At 65.8% G+C, this 16,698-nt stretch carries 10 protein-coding genes and 2 pseudogenes; 4 read left to right on the forward strand and 8 right to left on the reverse strand.

The annotated features are described in order from the left end of the window. Positions 1–27: 27 nt before the first annotated feature. Positions 28–3,022, reverse strand: a pseudogene (gene putA / locus ACUXVA_RS11625) (bifunctional proline dehydrogenase/L-glutamate gamma-semialdehyde dehydrogenase PutA). Positions 3,023–3,133: 111 nt separating this feature from the next. On the opposite strand from putA, the gene ACUXVA_RS11630 reads away from it, so the two are divergent. Continuing rightward, the gene (locus ACUXVA_RS11630) at positions 3,134–3,766 is read left to right on the forward strand and encodes a hypothetical protein (RefSeq protein WP_445492233.1); all 633 of its coding nucleotides are present in this window, start codon (positions 3,134–3,136) and stop codon (positions 3,764–3,766) included. 237 nt (positions 3,767–4,003) lie between these two features. On the opposite strand, the gene ACUXVA_RS11635 is transcribed toward ACUXVA_RS11630, so the two are convergent. The 4 genes from ACUXVA_RS11635 to ACUXVA_RS11650 form a co-directional block, all read right to left on the reverse strand. After that, on the reverse strand, positions 4,004–4,204 hold the full coding sequence (locus tag ACUXVA_RS11635; protein WP_143576103.1) for a cold-shock protein: 201 nt from the start codon (positions 4,202–4,204) through the stop codon (positions 4,004–4,006). Positions 4,205–4,484: 280 nt separating this feature from the next. Continuing rightward, positions 4,485–4,763 (reverse strand): SorB family sulfite dehydrogenase c-type cytochrome subunit, encoded by a 279-nt coding sequence (sorB, locus tag ACUXVA_RS11640; RefSeq protein ID WP_445493277.1) that lies wholly within the window; start codon positions 4,761–4,763, stop codon positions 4,485–4,487. Between the two features lie 50 nt (positions 4,764–4,813). After that, positions 4,814–6,022 carry a SorA family sulfite dehydrogenase catalytic subunit gene (gene sorA / locus ACUXVA_RS11645; protein WP_445492236.1) on the reverse strand — a complete coding sequence of 403 codons (1,209 nt, stop codon included), beginning with the start codon at positions 6,020–6,022 and terminating at the stop codon, positions 4,814–4,816. 210 nt (positions 6,023–6,232) lie between these two features. After that, positions 6,233–7,960 carry an adenylate/guanylate cyclase domain-containing protein gene (locus ACUXVA_RS11650; protein ID WP_445492238.1) on the reverse strand — a complete coding sequence of 576 codons (1,728 nt, stop codon included), beginning with the start codon at positions 7,958–7,960 and terminating at the stop codon, positions 6,233–6,235. Between the two features lie 159 nt (positions 7,961–8,119). On the opposite strand from ACUXVA_RS11650, the gene ACUXVA_RS11655 reads away from it, so the two are divergent. Continuing rightward, a complete protein-coding gene (locus tag ACUXVA_RS11655; protein ID WP_445492240.1) occupies positions 8,120–9,724 on the forward strand; it encodes a glycosyltransferase family 39 protein in 1,605 nt (534 codons plus the stop codon). A gap of 139 nt (positions 9,725–9,863) precedes the next feature. On the opposite strand, the gene ACUXVA_RS11660 is transcribed toward ACUXVA_RS11655, so the two are convergent. Together ACUXVA_RS11660 and ACUXVA_RS11665 are read right to left on the reverse strand one after the other, a co-directional pair. After that, on the reverse strand, positions 9,864–10,898 hold the full coding sequence (locus ACUXVA_RS11660) for a YcjF family protein (protein WP_445492242.1): 1,035 nt from the start codon (positions 10,896–10,898) through the stop codon (positions 9,864–9,866). Next, positions 10,895–12,359 (reverse strand): annotated as a pseudogene (locus tag ACUXVA_RS11665) (YcjX family protein). The gene ACUXVA_RS11660 and the pseudogene ACUXVA_RS11665 overlap by 4 nt, the downstream one beginning before the upstream one ends. Positions 12,360–12,578: 219 nt before the next feature. On the opposite strand from ACUXVA_RS11665, the gene trhA reads away from it, so the two are divergent. Both trhA and ACUXVA_RS11675 read left to right on the forward strand, forming a co-directional pair. Next, a complete protein-coding gene (gene trhA, locus ACUXVA_RS11670) occupies positions 12,579–13,277 on the forward strand; it encodes a PAQR family membrane homeostasis protein TrhA (protein ID WP_265080165.1) in 699 nt (232 codons plus the stop codon). 23 nt (positions 13,278–13,300) lie between these two features. Next, on the forward strand, positions 13,301–14,098 hold the full coding sequence (locus ACUXVA_RS11675; RefSeq protein WP_265080164.1) for an SDR family oxidoreductase: 798 nt from the start codon (positions 13,301–13,303) through the stop codon (positions 14,096–14,098). 252 nt (positions 14,099–14,350) lie between these two features. On the opposite strand, the gene ACUXVA_RS11680 is transcribed toward ACUXVA_RS11675, so the two are convergent. Then, the gene (locus ACUXVA_RS11680; RefSeq protein WP_445492245.1) at positions 14,351–16,681 is read right to left on the reverse strand and encodes a molybdopterin guanine dinucleotide-containing S/N-oxide reductase; all 2,331 of its coding nucleotides are present in this window, start codon (positions 16,679–16,681) and stop codon (positions 14,351–14,353) included. Between the last annotated feature and the right edge of the window lie 17 nt (positions 16,682–16,698).

Consider the following 16,698-nt stretch of genomic DNA (forward strand, 5'->3'; position numbering starts at 1 on the left):
CTGGCCACGGCAAGATGCACCGGCGGCCTATTCTGCATCCGACAGCAATGCTGCGTTGCCACCGGCCGCGGCGGTGTTGATGGTCACGGTCTGCTCGGTGGCGAAGCGTGGCAGGTAGTGCGGACCGCCGGCCTTGGGACCGGTGCCCGACAGGCCGAAGCCGCCGAACGGCTGCACGCCGACCACCGCGCCTATCATGTTGCGGTTGACATAGATGTTGCCGACCTGCAGCCGGTCGATAACGCCTTCAACCATGTCGTCGATCCGCGAATGGACGCCGAGCGTCAGCCCGAAGCCGCTGCGGGTGATCGCCTGCACCACCTCGTCAAGCGCGTCGGCGCGGTAGCGCACCACGTGCAGCACCGGACCGAACACTTCTTCGGTGAGCTGCCCCGCGTCGGACAATTCAAAAATGTGCGGTGCCACGAAATTGCCTGATGGCGCGACGCCGGCGAAATGCAGGCGAGCTTCTTGCCGCATCCGCGCGATATGGCCATCGAGCTTGTGCTTCGCCTCGGCGTCGATCACCGGGCCGACATGGGTGGCGGGATCGCTGACATCGCCGAGCTGCAGCTCGCGTGCGCTGCCGACGATCATCTCGATCATGCGATCGGCGACGTCCTCCTGCACGAACAGCAGCCGCAGCGCCGAGCAGCGCTGGCCGGCAGAGCGGAACGCCGAGGTCACTACGTCGCCGGCGACCTGTTCCGGCAGCGCGGTGGCGTCAACGATCATGGCATTGATGCCGCCGGTCTCGGCGATCAGCGGCACGATCGGGCCGTCCTTCGCCGCCAGAGCGCGGTTGATGTTGCGGGCGACCTCGGTGGAGCCGGTGAACGCCACGCCGGCGATGCCGGCATGTGCCACCAGCACCGCGCCGATCGCGCCATCGCCCGGCACCAGATGCAGCGCTGTCGCCGGCACGCCGGCCTCATGGAGCAGACTGCACTGCGGCAGCAGCCACGCGCGGCGTCTGTCCGGCGGGTTTTGCCACCACCGCATTGCCGGCCGTCAGCGCCGCCGTGACCTGGCCCAGGAAAATCGCCAGCGGAAAATTCCATGGCGAGATCGCCACGAAGACGCCGCGTCCGCGCAGTCGCAGCAGGTTGCTCTCACCGGTCGGCCCGGGCATCGCTACGCCGTCGCCGAACAGGACGCGGCCGTGCGCGGCATAGTAGCGACAGAAGTCGATGGCCTCGCGGACCTCCGACAGCGCATCGTCCAGCGTCTTGCCGCCCTCGCGCTGCAGCAGCGCGATGAAGCCGGCGCGGCGTTGCTCGAGCAGGTCGGCGGCGCGCTCCAGAGCGGCGGCGCGCGCATCGGCCGGGGTGCGGCTCCAGTGCTGGAAGCCCGCTTGTGCGGCGACGATGGCGGCATTCGCCTCTTCTGGCGTGGCATCGGCGACCGATGCGCCGCCTGTCGCGCCGGCGACCTCGTTGACCAGTTCCCGCAATGCCGCGCGCTCACCGAACTCGACGCCGCGCGAGTTGATCCGCTGCGGCCGGTAGAGATCGCGCGGCAGCGGAATATGGGGATGCCGCGCCTGGTCCGCGGTGCCGATGATATCAGCCGGCCGCTTCAGCAACACTTCCACCGGCACGCTATTGTCACCGGCGACCGCGACGAAGGACGAGTTGGCGCCGTTCTCCAGCAGCCGGCGCACCAGATAGGCCAGCAGGTCGCGGTGGCTGCCCACCGGCGCATAGGTGCGGCAGGAAAGTTGCATCCGATCGGCGATCAGTTGCGCATAGAGCGCCTCGCCCATGCCGTGCAGACGCTGAAATTCGTAAGTAGCGTTGTCGCCGGCGAGTTCGACAATCGTCGCCACCGTCAGCGCGTTGTGGGTGGCGAATTGCGGAAAGATCCGCGGTCGCAGCGCCAGCAGGCGTTGCGCGCAGGCGATGTAGTTGAGGTCGGTCATCGCCTTGCGGGTGAACACCGGGTAGTCGCCGAGGCCGCGCTCCTGGGTGCGCTTGATCTCGTTGTCCCAATAGGCGCCCTTCACCAGCCGGACCATCATGCGGCGGTCGAGGCTGTCGGCGAGCGCAGCCGCCCAGTCGATCACTGCGCCGGCGCGCTTCTGATAGGCCTGGATCGCCAGGCCAAAACCATCCCAGCCGGCCAGCGACGGATCTGCAAAGGCCGCCGCGATCACGTCGAGCGACAGTTCGAGCCGATCGGCCTCCTCGGCATCGACAGTGAAGTTGAGGTTGTAGGTCTTTGCCTGGCGCGCCAGCGCGATCAGATCCGGCACCAGTTGGGTCATCACCCGGGCGCGGCTCATCGCCTCGAAGCGCGGATGCAACGCCGACAGTTTCACCGAAATGCCCGGCCGGTCGGGCAGGGCATGGTGGCCGGCGCTGTGGCCGATGGCGTCGATGGCGGTTCGATAGGCGCGGCAATAGCGCTGCGCATCGGCGCGGGTGCGCGCGCCTTCGCCGAGCATGTCGAAGGAATAGCGTGGCGCGCGATCGTCTCGCGTTTTGGCGCGCTGCAGCGCGGCCTCGATGGTCTCGCCAAGGACAAAGTGGCTGCCCATCAGCCGCATCGCCTGCCTTGTCGCGGCCCGCACCGCGGGCGCGCCGAGCCGCTTTGTGAGTTGTCCGATGGTGCCCCGGGGCGTCTCTCCGGACTGGATCACCCGCGCCGACACGCCAAGCGCCCAGGCCGAGGCATTGACCAGGAACGCAGTCGACCTGATTTCGTGATGCACGAAGTCGCCGTGGCCGAGTCGGTCCTCGATGAAGCGGTCGGCGGTGGCCGCGTCCGGCACCCGCAATAGCGCCTCGGCCAGCACCATCAGCGCCAGGCCTTCTTTGGTCGACAGCGCGTATTCCCGCAGCATGTCCTCGACGCCGCCGAAACGGTCGTCACGTCCGCGAATCGCACGGATCAGCCGCGTCGCGGTTGCGTCGATCCGCGTCTCCTGCGCCGGCGTCAGCCGCGCGCCAGCGAGCAGCGTTGCAGCCATGGTTGCGTCGTCGGCAGCATAGGGCGCATGGAATGCGGGACCCGATGTCATCTGCTTCAAACCTGCGATTGGCGTGGCGCCGGAACAGCCTTCCTCAACGCTTGGCATGATAAAACGGCTGCGCTAGTTTCCGCAAAATTGTGGCGACCGGACGGGCACATCATGCGGATAGAGCATTTCAGACGGCGCGTTGCGCAGGCCCTTGCGGTCATTGCGCTGCTGGGCCTGCCGGCCGCGCATGCGATCGAACTGACGCCTGGAATCAGCGAGCTCTATACCTCGGTGTCGATCTACCCGCCGACGACCTCATCGATGACGATCTGCTACGGCTTCGTCTGCAAGCGGCGTTATGAGCTGGGCTTTACCTCGGGCGATCGCGCCGCGCTGACGAAAATCATGGCAGCCGGCCGTGCCAATGCGGCGGCCGAGCGCGCTGCGGTGCAGAAGGCGGTGGTGTGGTTCGATCGCCGCGTCGGACCGGTGATCGGCACCGACAAGCGCATCGCCAATGCGGATTTCCGCTATTTCGACGACAAGCACAATTTCGATTGCTGGGACACCACCCGCAACGTCACCAGCCTGCTGCTGGTGATGCAGGAGTGGGGTCTGTTCAAGCATCACACGGTGGGAGAGCCGAAGTATCGCGGCAATGCCCTGGTGCTGCAGACGCCGCACAACACACCCGTGCTGGTCGAGCGCGCAACCGGCGAGCGCTGGGTCGTGGACATGTGGACGCGCGGCTACGCGCAGGCGCCCGATGTCATGACCGTCGATAAATGGGTTGATTTGAAGTGAGCGCCGACGCGCGGCCGAAGCCAACGCGTGGATCTTTCAAGCGGACCTGAATTGTTTATAGAGCGCACACCGCGGATCGAATTAGCGCAATCTGCGTGAACCTGATTGCGTCGCAACAGTGGAAAGCCCTTTGGAGGTAACCGCTGCTGCCGAATGCGCTCTATGTTGTTGAAACGTGATCGTTCGGAAACTGGCCTGGATTGTGTCGAGGAGAGCGGTCCGGATCACGCCGTCGCATCAAACCTTGAGGTTTTCAGCCGAAGTCTTGCCGCGGTTGGCGACTTCTTCGTATTCAACGGTCTGGCCTTCGTTCAGCGAAGAAAGACCAGCCTTCTCAACTGCCGAAATATGAACAAACACGTCCTTGCCGCCGTTGCTGGGCTGGATGAAACCGAAGCCCTTGGTGGCGTTGAACCACTTCACAGTACCTTTAGCCATAACGTCGTCTCCGCGGGATCAAAAATCGATAACGAACTGCCGGTCCCCGCAAACCGGCATATCCGACATGCGCACGATACGCGCTATATGTCCGGCTTGATAGCTTAAACGACGGGCAAAATTCGTGCAATATCGACGGTATCGGGACATTTAGAGCGTTTTTGACCGCTTTTGAACCGTTTTGCCGCGGCCGAACGCCGCGAGGCACGGTCAAGGTCTATTTCCCGCAAAGTCGACCGCTTCGCAGGTCAGCGCGATTCCCGGCCGGTCCGGCCCGATCCTAATAGGTCGCGGCGAGATAATCGACGATCTTGCCGACATCCGCCTCGTCGATCGTCGCGCCGTAGACCTTGATCATCTTGGTGACCTCGGCCTGCCAGAAATCCTTCTTGAACTTCGGGCCGCGCGGCTGGGTCTGGATGTAGTCGGCGGAATGGCACGCCGTGCAGTTGTTCTGTGCGGCCTCAACACCCGGTCCCGGCTTGAACGCCGCGGTCTCGTCGGGCAGTTGATAGTTGATAGGCCTGGCGCTCGCAGCGAGTGTAGCGCCGCAGGTCATCGCCACGAGGGCGACCAGTGCACGGATGGACTGTTTCATGATCGATCGCCTCATGCGGCCGTGACGCGGGTGGTCTCGATGCCGTTGCGCAGATAGCCCGCCGGGTTCCACAGCGATTCGGCAGGTTGAACCTGGCCGCCATTGCTGGTGGCGCGCACCTTGAGTGCGTGGGGGCCGGCCGCCAGCTTTACCGGTAGCTTCCATTCGCGGAACGAGTACTTGCCGAGGTCCTTGCCGAGCTTCGCCGGCGTCCGGCTGTTGCCGCCGTCGGTCGACACTGCGACTTCCTTGATGCCCTTGCCGCCGTCGAAGGCAATGCCTTTCAAGGTCACGCGGCCGGCCTTGAGCTTCGCCCCATCGGTCACGTTGGTGATGAAGGAGCGGACCGTGAAGCGGTTGATCGGGATTGTCGCCTTCGGCGCGGTCCCCGGCTCGAGGCAGTTGCAGTCGTTGTCGGGAATGCGATAGGCCGACTTCATCCAGAACCCGTCGAAGACATCGTCGATCACCGTGATCTCGTTGAGGTGCTTGACCCAGTAGGTGCCGTAATAGCCGGGCACGATCAGCCGCATCGGAAAGCCGTTGAGCAATGGCAGGTCTTCGCCGTTCATGCCGTAGGCCAGCATCACCTCGCCGTCGCGGGCATGATCGATGTCCAGCGCCTTGACGAAGTCCGGCGTCTTGTCGCTGACGGGTCCGTCCATGCCGTTGAAGGTCACCTGCTTCGCGCCGGCCTTGACGCCGGCCCGGTCGAGCAGCGTCTTCAGCGCCACGCCGCGCCAGCGTGCATTGCCCATGGCGCCGTTGCCGAGCTGGCCGCCGGCGACGCGCGGGGTGAAGAAACCGCGGCTGTTGCCCGAGCACTGGTTGACGGCGACGAGTTCGACCGCGGGAAGCTTCCTGATCTCCTTCAGCGACAGCTTGAGCGGACGCTCGACGCTGCCCTTGATCTCCAGCGTAAACGTGTCCGGATCGATGTTGTAGGGAATGTCGGCGAGGTGATAGCGGACGAAGAACGCATTGTTGGGGGTGATGGCGCCATCGTTGAAGATCGCAAACGGCGTCTCCAGTTGCGGCGGCCTGCTGGTCAGGCCGATCATCGGGCGCTTCTGCGGATATTTCACCAGCGGTCGCTCGCCGTTGTCGAATGGCAGCGTCACCGTATCCAGTGCAAAGGCGGTGACCGGATCGAGCCCTGCCGTGCCGAGCGCTGCCAGGCCTGCGCCGACGCGCTTCATCATCTCTCGTCTGTCGAGCATGGGCTTCCTCCGAAGCGATCTTGCGCAGGCCGGTCATCACCGCGCCCGTTTGCGCCATAGTCGCATGGTTGCCGGTCCTGTCAATTTGTCGCAGGCGATCGACCAGCGCTCGACCCGGCACATTCAACAAGAATTCGTTATCCGCACCGCGGCTTTCCATGGAAATCCGTGCGCTTCGCGACCGGCTTTCCCCGGACGGATATCCCCGGCTTAGTCGCCCTGCGTCGCCAGCCCTGCCAGACCGCGCGCATCGGCAATCGCGCGCACCATCATCGGCGCGACGCGACCGCGGATCGTCACGTCATGAGCCGGCAGCGCATCCGCCGCCACGCCGGCGGTCTCGAACACGGTGGCGGAGACGATCGCTTCGCAAGCCATGCTCTTGGTCATGTCCTGCAATCGCGCCGCGACATTGACGGCGTCGCCGAGCGCCGTGAACACCATGTGGTCGTGATAGCCTATGTCGCCGACGATCACCTCTCCGGCATGGATGCCGATGCCGAAGCCGATCGGCTCAGGCAGATCATCTTTGAGGAACTGGCTGAGTTCCCCGATATTGGTGGCGATCATCGCCGCCGCCTGCAACGCCTGGCGGCAGGCCGTCGCAGGATCGGCACCGAGGCCGAACAGCGCCAGCATGCCGTCGCCGACGAACTGGTTGGGCTGACCGCCCGACGCGATCACGGCCTGCGACACGGCGCCGAGGAAGCGGTTGACGATGAATACCGTATCGAACGGCAGGCGTTTTTCCGCCATCCTGGTCGAGCCGCGCATGTCGATGAACATGCTGACCAGATAGCGTTCCTGGCCGATGCGCGCCGGATTCGCCGCGTGGGCATTGGCGCTTGCGGCGTGCGGCAGGAACGGCTGGAAGAAGGCGAGGTCCGCGGTCGGCCGCAACTGGCAGGCGAGCCGGATCGACGGGTCGGCGGAAGCGCCCACACGATCGAGCACGAAGCTCTCGCGCGGCGACGGCGCGGGCAGGGCGCTGCTGTTGCCGATCACCCGGATGCGGCAGGTGGAGCAGCGGGCGCGGCCGCCGCAGACGCTGGCGTGGGGCATCTGGTGGCGCAGGCTGGCCTCGAGCACGCTGAGGCCCTTCGGCACCCGGATGGTCCGGCCATTGCCATAGGACAGGCTGACCATGCCGCCGCGGCGGTCGAGCAGCGCCCGCCCGCCACGCGCCGTCACTGCCAGGCCGAGCAAGACCCCGTAGCCGAGCATCAGGCCATTCGCGATATCGTCGAGCACGTCCTGTTGCTCCGGCGTGCCCACTTCCCCGATCGACAGGTTCTGCTTCTGCCATTCCGGCGCTGCGCTGTCGCGCATGACCGTGCGACCGCCCTGGTAGAGTCCCAGCAAGGCCAGTGTCGGAATCAGCACCGCGACGGCCAGAAGAGCCGGTGCCGCGGACCTGAAGAACGGCTTCAGCCGCAGCCAGAAATACAGCCCGATGCATCCATGGGTCCAGGCGATCAGGACGGTGAGGTGGGTCAGCCATATCTTCAGCGGGCCGGCGCCCCAGTAGCCGTACAGCACCTGCTGGTAGCCGCGCTCCTGCTCGAACAGCACGCCGCTGAGGCGCATGTTAACGGCATGGGCAATGATCAGTGCGGGGATGCTGAGGCCGAGGATCGGCTGCAGCGGCTCGATCGCCTTCCGGTGGAACTGCCGTCGCTCATACAGCGCCCAGATGCCGAGCCCGGCATGGATGGCGGCGGCTGCATAGAACGTCATGGCCACCGGCGGGTACTGCCAGAACCGGGTGTGGATCATCATCCCGGACGCCATCGCCGTCAGCGAGATGTTGCCTAGCGCGTGATTGAGGAAGTGGCTGACCAGGTAGCTGAACAGCACCACGCCGCAGGCCAGCCGCAACTGCCGGACGCTGAAGCCGCGGAGTGCGGCGCCGCGGGCCGTTGGCGTTGCTTCGATCATCGAGCCGCTCGCCTCGCTGCTGTCTGGTGGGTCATGCGCATCGTCCGACCCTAGAGGGAGACCGCCGGCGTTGCTACCGTCCGGCGCCGTTTTGCTGCGCTTTGCGCCAGCGATGTCAACAAGTTGACACCATGCCGCGGGCCGCCCAAAAGCTCCGCCATGAGCATGGTCCAGCCGATAGATCCAAACGTTTCGCGCCGCAGCTTGCTGGCCGTCGTGGCGCTGGTGGTTGCCTTGACCGCGATGCGCGGGATCTATGCCGGGGTGTTCGACCTGCGCACCGACGAGGCCTATTACTGGACCTGGTCGAAGGAGAACGTGCTGTCGTTCCTCGATCATCCGCCGATGATCGCCTGGTTCATCCGGCTGGGCACCGCGATCTTCGGTGACACGAATTTCGGGGTGCGCTTCGCCGGCCTGCTGGCGATGGCGGTGACACAACTGCTGCTCGGCGACATCGTGCGCCGCGTCACCCACGATTTTCGCGCGGTGGCGTTCGCGGTGCTGATGCCGGAGGCCGCGCTGTACTACGGGCTGCTGATGGCCAAGGTCGCGCCGGACGTGGCGATGATCCCGTTCGCGGTGGCGATGATCTGGTCGCTGGTGCGGCTGGCGCAAAGCAATGACGGACGATGGTGGCTGGCCGCCGGCCTGTTCGCCGGGCTGGCGCTGCTGTCGAAACTGACCGTGGTGATGCTGGTCCCGGCGGTGCTGGCCTTCCTGCTGGTGCCGGCGTGGCGGACGCGCTGGCTGCGCAGCCCGTATCCGTGGGCCGCCGTGCTGATCGCCTTCGTGGTGTCGTCCCCGGTGCTGATCTGGAATGCCGGGCACGACTGGGCGTCGTTCAAGTTCCAGTTCGTCCGCGCCACCACCGACAACGCGGTGTCGCTGCGCACGCTGGGCGATTTTCTCGGCCTGCAGTTCGGTCAGGTTGGTCCGATCCTGTTTCCCGTGGTGCTGTCGGCGGTGCTGATCACCGCATGGCGCGGCTATCGCCGGCGCGAGCCGGTGGCGATCCTGCTGTCGACCTGCGTGCTGGTGCCGTTCGTCTACTTCGTCTGGAAGTCGCTGACGCTGCGGATCGGCGATACCTGGGCGATGTTCCTGTGGCCCGCCGGCTTCGCCGCCGCTGCGATCAACATCACGCTGTTGCCGCGCGAGCGCTGGCCGGCCTGGATGATCCAGTCGGCCGCGCCGTGGATGAAGGCCGCGATCGGCTCGGGCATTGCGCTGGTGCTGCTGGTCTTCCTGTATTGCGTCGCCAGCCCGTGGAATTTGATCGGCCGGGCCGATCCGATCGGTGGCGAGGCCGGCTACGGACCGCTGGCGGCACGCGCGCTGGTGGAGATGGACCGCGCCGGCGCGACCTGGATCGCCACGACCGACTATCGCACTTACGCCATGCTGCGCTGGCACCTGAAGGACAAGGTGCCGGTCGTGCAGGTCAATCAGCGCGCGCGCTTCCTCGGCTTCCGCGATCCCGGCCTGACGCTGATCAGGGATCATGCCGGCCTCTACGTCGCACAGACCAACGACGACAATCGCGCCCTGCTGGCCGCGACGCCGGCGGTGCTCACGCGCGTCGCCGTGGTCGATACGGTGTGGCGCGGGGTGGCGATGAAGACCTATGCCATGGACAAGCTCACCGGCTGGACCCCCGACCTCAACCCGCCGCTCGGCACGCCGTTCTATCGCTGGCCAAATCTGGCGATGGCATTGCCGAACGATCAAATAGCCGCGCTACATCTGCACGCAACGCGTTAGTTGAAATGGCGCTCGACCTCCCCTCCCCCTTGCGGGGAGGGGCCGGGAGTGGGGGTCCACAAGCGCCGGCGTTCGTGGCCCCCCACCCCCGGCCCCTCCCCCGCAAGGGGGAGGGAGCATGACCGCCGTCAATTTTGACTCAAACAGCCTCTTCGCCGTCGCGCTTGCGCAACAGATCCTTCGCGAGATCGCTCAGCACCGGGCGCGGCAGTGCGGTGAACGGCAATGGCCTTGTGACGTCGATGGCGGCGAGGCCGAGCCGCGCGGTGAGCAGGCCGTTCAGGATGCCTTCGCCGAGCCGCTGCGACAGCTTCGCCGCAATGCCGTGGCCGAGCATCTGCTGGATCATGCTGTCGCTGGCGGCCATGCCGCCGGTGATGGCGAGGTGGCCGATGGCGTGGCGCATCAGCCGGATCATGCCGAGCGCGCCGGGCCGGCCGCCATAGAGCAGCGCCAGTTGCCGCACCAGCCGCACCGCTGCAGCCGCCACGAACAGCACGTCGACCAGTGCGCGCGGGCTGATCGCGGTGACCACCGACACACGCTGTGCCGCGACTGAGACGAGGCGGCGCGCCTCGATATCCAGCGGCCCCATCAGCTCGCGCTCGGCCAGCTTGATCATGTCAGCGCCGTCGATGATGTCGTCGGTATGGCTTTGCAGCGCGCTGCGCGCGCGGGCCAGTTGCGGGTTGCGATGCGCTAGCTTCAGCAGGTCGTGGACGACGACCCGGCTTCCGGCGCGGTCGTCACTGGCGAGAACGTCAAGTGCGCGCAGGTGCAGGCTCTCGATGGTGGCCAGCCTGACCAGAGCGAGCGCTTCGCGGGCGATGATCACCACCAGCGCGATCGCCGCCAGCGCCGCCAGTGTCAATCCGGAATAGCCAAGCCCTTCGTTGCGCGCGTAGAGGTCCTCGACCAGATGGGTGACGCTGAGGCCGAGGCCCATCAGCACCAGACCGCCGAGCGCGCACCAGAACAGCGTGCCCCAGCGAAAGCCTTTGCGTGCGGCGATCTGCGGCGCGTCGATCACCACCGGCATCGCCATGGCGTCGGCCTCCGGCGTGATGCGCACGGTGCCACGCGTCAGCCGGCCGGCCTCATCGTCGGCATCCATCACGACGACATGGGGATCGTCGAGCCGGAACGTGGCCGGGCGCCGCGGGGTGGTTGTCATTGCAGCCTGTCTCCGATCAGGAACTGGAGCGCGCGGTCGAGGCGGATGTGAGGCAGCGCCGGCTCCTCGGCGCCCTGGCGCTCAAGCAGCGGGGGGCGAAATCTGAGGAAGCGGTAATCGGCCTTGTCCGCGGCGGTGCTCGACAGCCCGCTGAAGCCGCCGCCGAAGAAGCCATCGAGATCCGTCGGCAGGTCGCCGGGGAAGGTCGCCACTTCCGTCGCGCCGTCGAAGCTTTCGCCATTGGCGACCTCGCCGGCGACGGGGGTGCCGAGAATGGAGGGCAATTTGTCGCGGCCGCGCTGCACCAGCGCCTCCCTGGTGGCACGGACCGCGGCCATCGCCACCACGTCCACCGCGGCGCCGGCCAGTTCGGAGCGTGCCACGGCCTTGTCCACGGTTCGCCGCAACACCGCCTCAAGCCGATCGTGGCTGAGATGATGCAGGTGATCGGCCTTGGTGGCCGCGAACAGGATGCGATCGACCCGCGGCCGGAACAGACTGGCTCAGAATGGTGGTGCGGCCGATGCGGAAGCAGTCGAGAATCCCGGCCAATGCGGCTTCGAGATCGTGCAACGCCTCCGGTCCGGCATTGAAGGCCGCGAGCGCATCGACCAGCACGATCTGGCGGTCCAGCCGTGAGAAGTGGTCGCGGAAGAATGGCCGCACCACCACGTCCTTGTAGGCCTCATAGCGCCGCCGCATCATCGCCCACAGCGAGCCATCAGGCGCCGTAGTGTCGGCCGGGAGGTCGAGCGGCGCGAAGGTCAGCGCCGGCGAGCCCGCCAGATTGCCCGGCATCAGGAAGCGGCCGGGCGGCAGCAGGCTCATGGCGAAACGCTCGTCGCGGCAGGCGCGCAGATAGTCGGTGAACAGTCTTGCCGCGATCAATGTCGCCTGTTCGTTCTCGCGGCCAACGGGGTCGAGCGTGGCGAGGTGCGCCAGCCATTGCCCGGCGATCGCTGCGCGCGGACCCTGCCGGGCGAGGCCAAGACTCTCGGCCGACCATTCCTCATAGGACTTGTTGAGCAGCGGCAGGTCGAGCAGCCATTCGCCGGGATAGTCGACGATGTCGAGGGTCAGCGTGCGGTCGGCGCCGTTGTGGCGCTGGTAGTCGATGACTAGGCGCAGCTCGCTGATATCCACGGTGGAGTTCGGCCAACGCCGCTCGTCGATCAGCGTGCGGACGTGGTCTTCATAGGCGAAACGCGGCACGGCATCGTCGGGTTGCGGCGCCAGCCGGGCCTTGGCAATGCGCCCGGTGGCCAGCGATTCGAATACCGGGAAGCGTCCGCCGCGCGTGAGCCCATGCACCAGCGCGGTAATGAACACCGTCTTGCCGGCGCGTGACAGGCCGGTGACACCCAGTCGCACGGTCGGATTGAACAGGCCTTCGCCATAGTCCAGCAATGCGCGTGCGGACAGGCGAGCCTCTTCGACGAGTTCGGAAAGACTGGAAGCCATGTCAGAGTGCAACGCCTGCCAAGTGACGAATTCGTCATCAAATTGATCAATAGTGATCAAGGACAGGTGGCGATCTGCGCATGGAAATCAAGCCTTACGATTGACGCCTTTGCAGTGCACTCGTTCGCCATCGGTTTACTGGCTTGGCCTATGATGTCGTGGCGTCCCAAGTGGTGATATCGTCTCTTTGGTCCATCGTTGCTGTCGTGCGGATCCGCCATGAACAAGATTTTCAAGCTCAAGGAATTCGCGGCCCATTCCGCGACCACTGTCACCGGAACGGTACGCTGGAATTACGATCGCGCCGAGCTGATCGCCGACGGCATCGTCCACGGCCTCGGCGTGTTCTCCGGCCTGATTGCCGCCACGGCGCTGATCGTGCTGGCCGCGGTGTTCGCGCCGGCCGCCTCGGTGCTGACCGTGTCGGTCTATGCCGTTGGCCTGCTGGCCATGCTCGGCTTCTCGGCGGCGTATAATCTGTGGCCGGTGTCGCCGCGCAAATGGCTGCTGCGGCGGTTCGATCACTCGGCGATCTACGTCCTGATCGCGGCGACCTACACGCCGATCTTCGCCCAGCTAAGCGACAGCGGCTTCGCGCTGGCGCTGCTGGCCGGAGTGTGGTGCGTGGCGATTGTCGGCATCGCCATCAAGCTGTTCCTGCCGGGCCGCTACGATAAGGTGGCGGTGGTGCTGTATCTGGCCATGGGCTGGAGCGGCGTGATGGCCTATGATGCCGGTCTTGCCACGTTGCCGTCGACGACGCTGTGGTTCATCGGCGCCGGCGGCCTGCTGTACTCCTTCGGCGTGATATTTCATGCCTGGCAGCGGCTGCGCTTCCAGAATGCCATCTGGCATGGATTTGTGCTGCTCGGCGCCGCCTGCCATTATACCGCTGTGCTCGACCTCGTTCTCGCCTGAGCACTCAACAGCGGAGTGTATCCATGCAGGTGGCTGGTAAGGTCGTGGTCGTGACCGGAGGCGGTAACGGCATCGGCCAGGCGCTGTGCGAAGCCTTCCGCCGCGCCGGTGCCGCCAAGGTCGTCGTCGCCGATCTCGACCTCGCGCGCGCCGAAGTCGTGGCTGCCTCCGTCGACGGCGCCGCGTTCAAATGCGACGTCGGCGTCGAAGCCGATATCAAGCATCTGATCAGCGAGACCGAGCGCCGCTTCGGCCCGATCGCCTTGTTCTGCTCCAATGCCGGCATCGGCGGCGGCTTCGATCCGCTCACGGTCAATGCCGGCGGCACGTCCGACGAACCATGGGCCAAGAGCTGGGCGATTCACGTGATGGCTCATGTCTACGCCGCTCGCCATCTGATCCCATTGATGAAGGCGCGCGGCGGCGGCTATTTCCTCAATACCATCTCCGCGGCAGGGCTTTTGTCGCAGGTCGGCAGCCCGGCCTATTCCACCACCAAACATGCCGCGGTGGGCTTTGCCGAAAATCTCGCGATCTCGCATCGTGCCGATGGCATCAAGGTGTCGATCCTGTGCCCGCAGGGCGTCGATACCAATATGCTGCGCTCGATCCCCAAGGGGCCGCAATCCAGCGACGGCGACCTGACGCCGGAGCAGGTGGCGAAGGACGCGCTTGATGGAATCGAAGCCGAGACGTTCCTGATCCTGCCGCATCCGCAGGTGATCGATTACATGCGCAAGAAGACCGAGAACTACGATCGCTGGATCGGCGGCATGGCGAAGATCCAGGCCAAGATGCGGGAAGAGTTCGGGAAGTCCTGAAGGCGCGCTTCCTTACCTCTTCCCGCCCTTTGCGGGGAGAGGTCGCGCGCACTTGCGCGCGGGTGAGGGGCAGGGCACGCGGCCTAACGCAGGCGTGTTGTCACGGATAACGCGAATGAGAATAACATCAACAGCGGTTGCAGCCCGAGAGAGATGCGTTGTGGCAATCTCGTGTCTTGCCCCTCACCCGACCGGCTTCGCTACGCTTCGCCGGTCGACCTCTCCCCGCAAAGAGCGGGGAGAGGTTAGGAACTACTCCGCCGCTTCCAGCCCCGCCTTAACCGCCACCGGCGGGTCATAGGCCTGGATCGGCGGCAGGTTGCCGATGAATTTCTCCACCTGCACCGTGGTGAGCTGGCCGGTGCAACCCTGGGCGAGGCTGGAGGTGCCGACGTCGCGGGTCAGCACGTTCGGGTTGCCGTGCACGCACAGCGGTTTGTCGTCATTGATGTCTTCCGGATCGTACCAGGCGCCGGTCGGCAGCCGTACCACGCCCGGCATGATGCCGTCGGTCACGACGACGGCCGCCAGGCAGGCGCCGCGGTCGTTGAACAGCTTGATGATGTCGCCGTCGGCAATGTCGCGCGCGCGGGCATCGGCGGGGTTCATGCGCGCCACTTCGCGTCCGCGGCGCTTCTCCGCTGAACTGTGGCCGCCGAAGTCGAACTGGCTGTGCAGACGGCTGGCGGGCTGGTTGGCAACCAGTTGCAGGGGCGTCGTCTCGCTGATCACATCGACGGGCGCAATCCAGCTGGGATGGCCGGGGCAATCGGCATAGTTGAAGCTGGCGATCTTGTCCGAGAAGATCTCGATCTTGCCGCTGGCCGTGGCCAACGGTTTGCCGGCCGGATCGTTGCGGAAGGCGCGGATGCTGCCGCCGTCATGCGGCGGCTGCGGCAGCGTGAGTTCGCCGCGGACCCAGAACGTATCGAAGTCGGGCGCCTCGAGGCCGCGCGCGGCGAGACCATCCCGGGTGAAGCTGTAGAGATGACGCAGCCATTGTCCGGAGGTGCGGCCCTCGGTGAAGGCGTCCTTGCAACCGAGGCGCCCGGCAAGTCCGGTGAAGATGTCATAGTCGTCACGGGCCTCGCCGAACGGTTCGGCCAGGCGATGCATCGCCACCATCAGCGGATCGGTGGGCGCGCCGCCGATGTCCTCGCGTTCCAGGGTCATGGTGCAGGGCAGAACAATGTCGGCGTGCCTTGCCGTCGCGGTCCAGGCGATCTCGTGCACCACCAGCGTATCGACCGCAGCGAAAGCGCGGCGCAGGCGGTTGAGATCCTGATGATGATGGAACGGGTTGCCGCCGGCCCAATAGACCAGCTTGATATCGGGATAAGCGAGGCGCTGGCCATTGTAGTCGAACGGCGCGCCCGGATTGAGCAGCATGTCGCTGATGCGGGCGACCGGAATGAAATCGCCGACGTTGTTCTTGCCCTGCGGCAGGGCGGCGATCGGCACGGCGTTGTGGCGGCGACCGTAATTGGCGATGGCGCCGAGCGCGTAATTGTAACCGCCGCCGGGCAGCCCGTGCTGGCCAAGCATGGCCGCCAGCACCGAAGCCATCCACACCGGCTGCTCGCCGTGTTCGGCGCGCTGCAGCGAATGCGCGACGGTAACCAGCACGCGCTTGCCGGGCAGGCGGCGCGCCAAAGCGCGAATGTCGTCGGCGTTGACGCTGGTGATCCCAGCCGCCCAGGCGGCATCCTTGGGCTGGCCGTCGCTGCGGCCCATCAGATAGTCTTCGAACACAGGCCAGCCGGTGCAGTGGCTGTCGAGCAAGCCGCGGTCGTGGCTGTTATCGCTCACCAGAGTATGTGCCAGCGCCAGCATCAAGGCCGTGTCGGTGCCCGGTTTCAACGGCACCCATTCGTTGTTGACCTCGTCGGGCAGGTCGCTCTTCAGCGGGCTGATCAGCACCAGCCGGCAGCCGCGCCTGGAGGCCGCGACCATGTCCTGATGTTCGGTGTGGCGGCTGATGCCGCCGGAGGCAACGCGCGAGTTCTTCGTCGCCATGCCGCCGAAAGCGAGAATCACATCGGTGTGGGCAACGATCTCGTCCCAAGCGACGTTCTTGCGCGAAACGTCGTCGTAGTTGCCGAGAACATGCGGCAGGATCACCATCGAGGCGCCGGCCGAGTAGCTGTTCACCGAGCGCACATAACCGCCGAGCGCAACGTTGAGGAAGCGGTGCGGCTGGCTCTGGGCATGATGGAAGCGGCCCGCACTCGACCAGCCATAGGAGCCGCCGAACACCGCCTTGGCGCCATGCTCGTCGTTGACGCGCTTCAGCTCGGCGGCGAGCAGGTCGAGCACCGCGTCCCATTCCATCTCGACGAACTCGTCACGGCCGCGGCGGTCATCCTTGCCGGGACCGTTCTCCAGCCAGCCGCGGCGCACCATCGGCTTGGCGATCCGCGCCTTGTGACGAAGCGCCTCGGGGAAATTCTGGATAATCGGATTGGGATCGGGATCGATCGGGTGCGGAACGATGACCAGCTTGCCGTCTTTCCAGGCGCCGGAGAAAGCGCCCCAGTGCGAACTGTGCGGCTTGGCCGGGGTGTCCTTCATCCGGTCGGTCATGCGGGTCGTCCTATCGC

Source organism: Rhodopseudomonas sp. RCAM05734 (genome assembly GCF_052658035.1).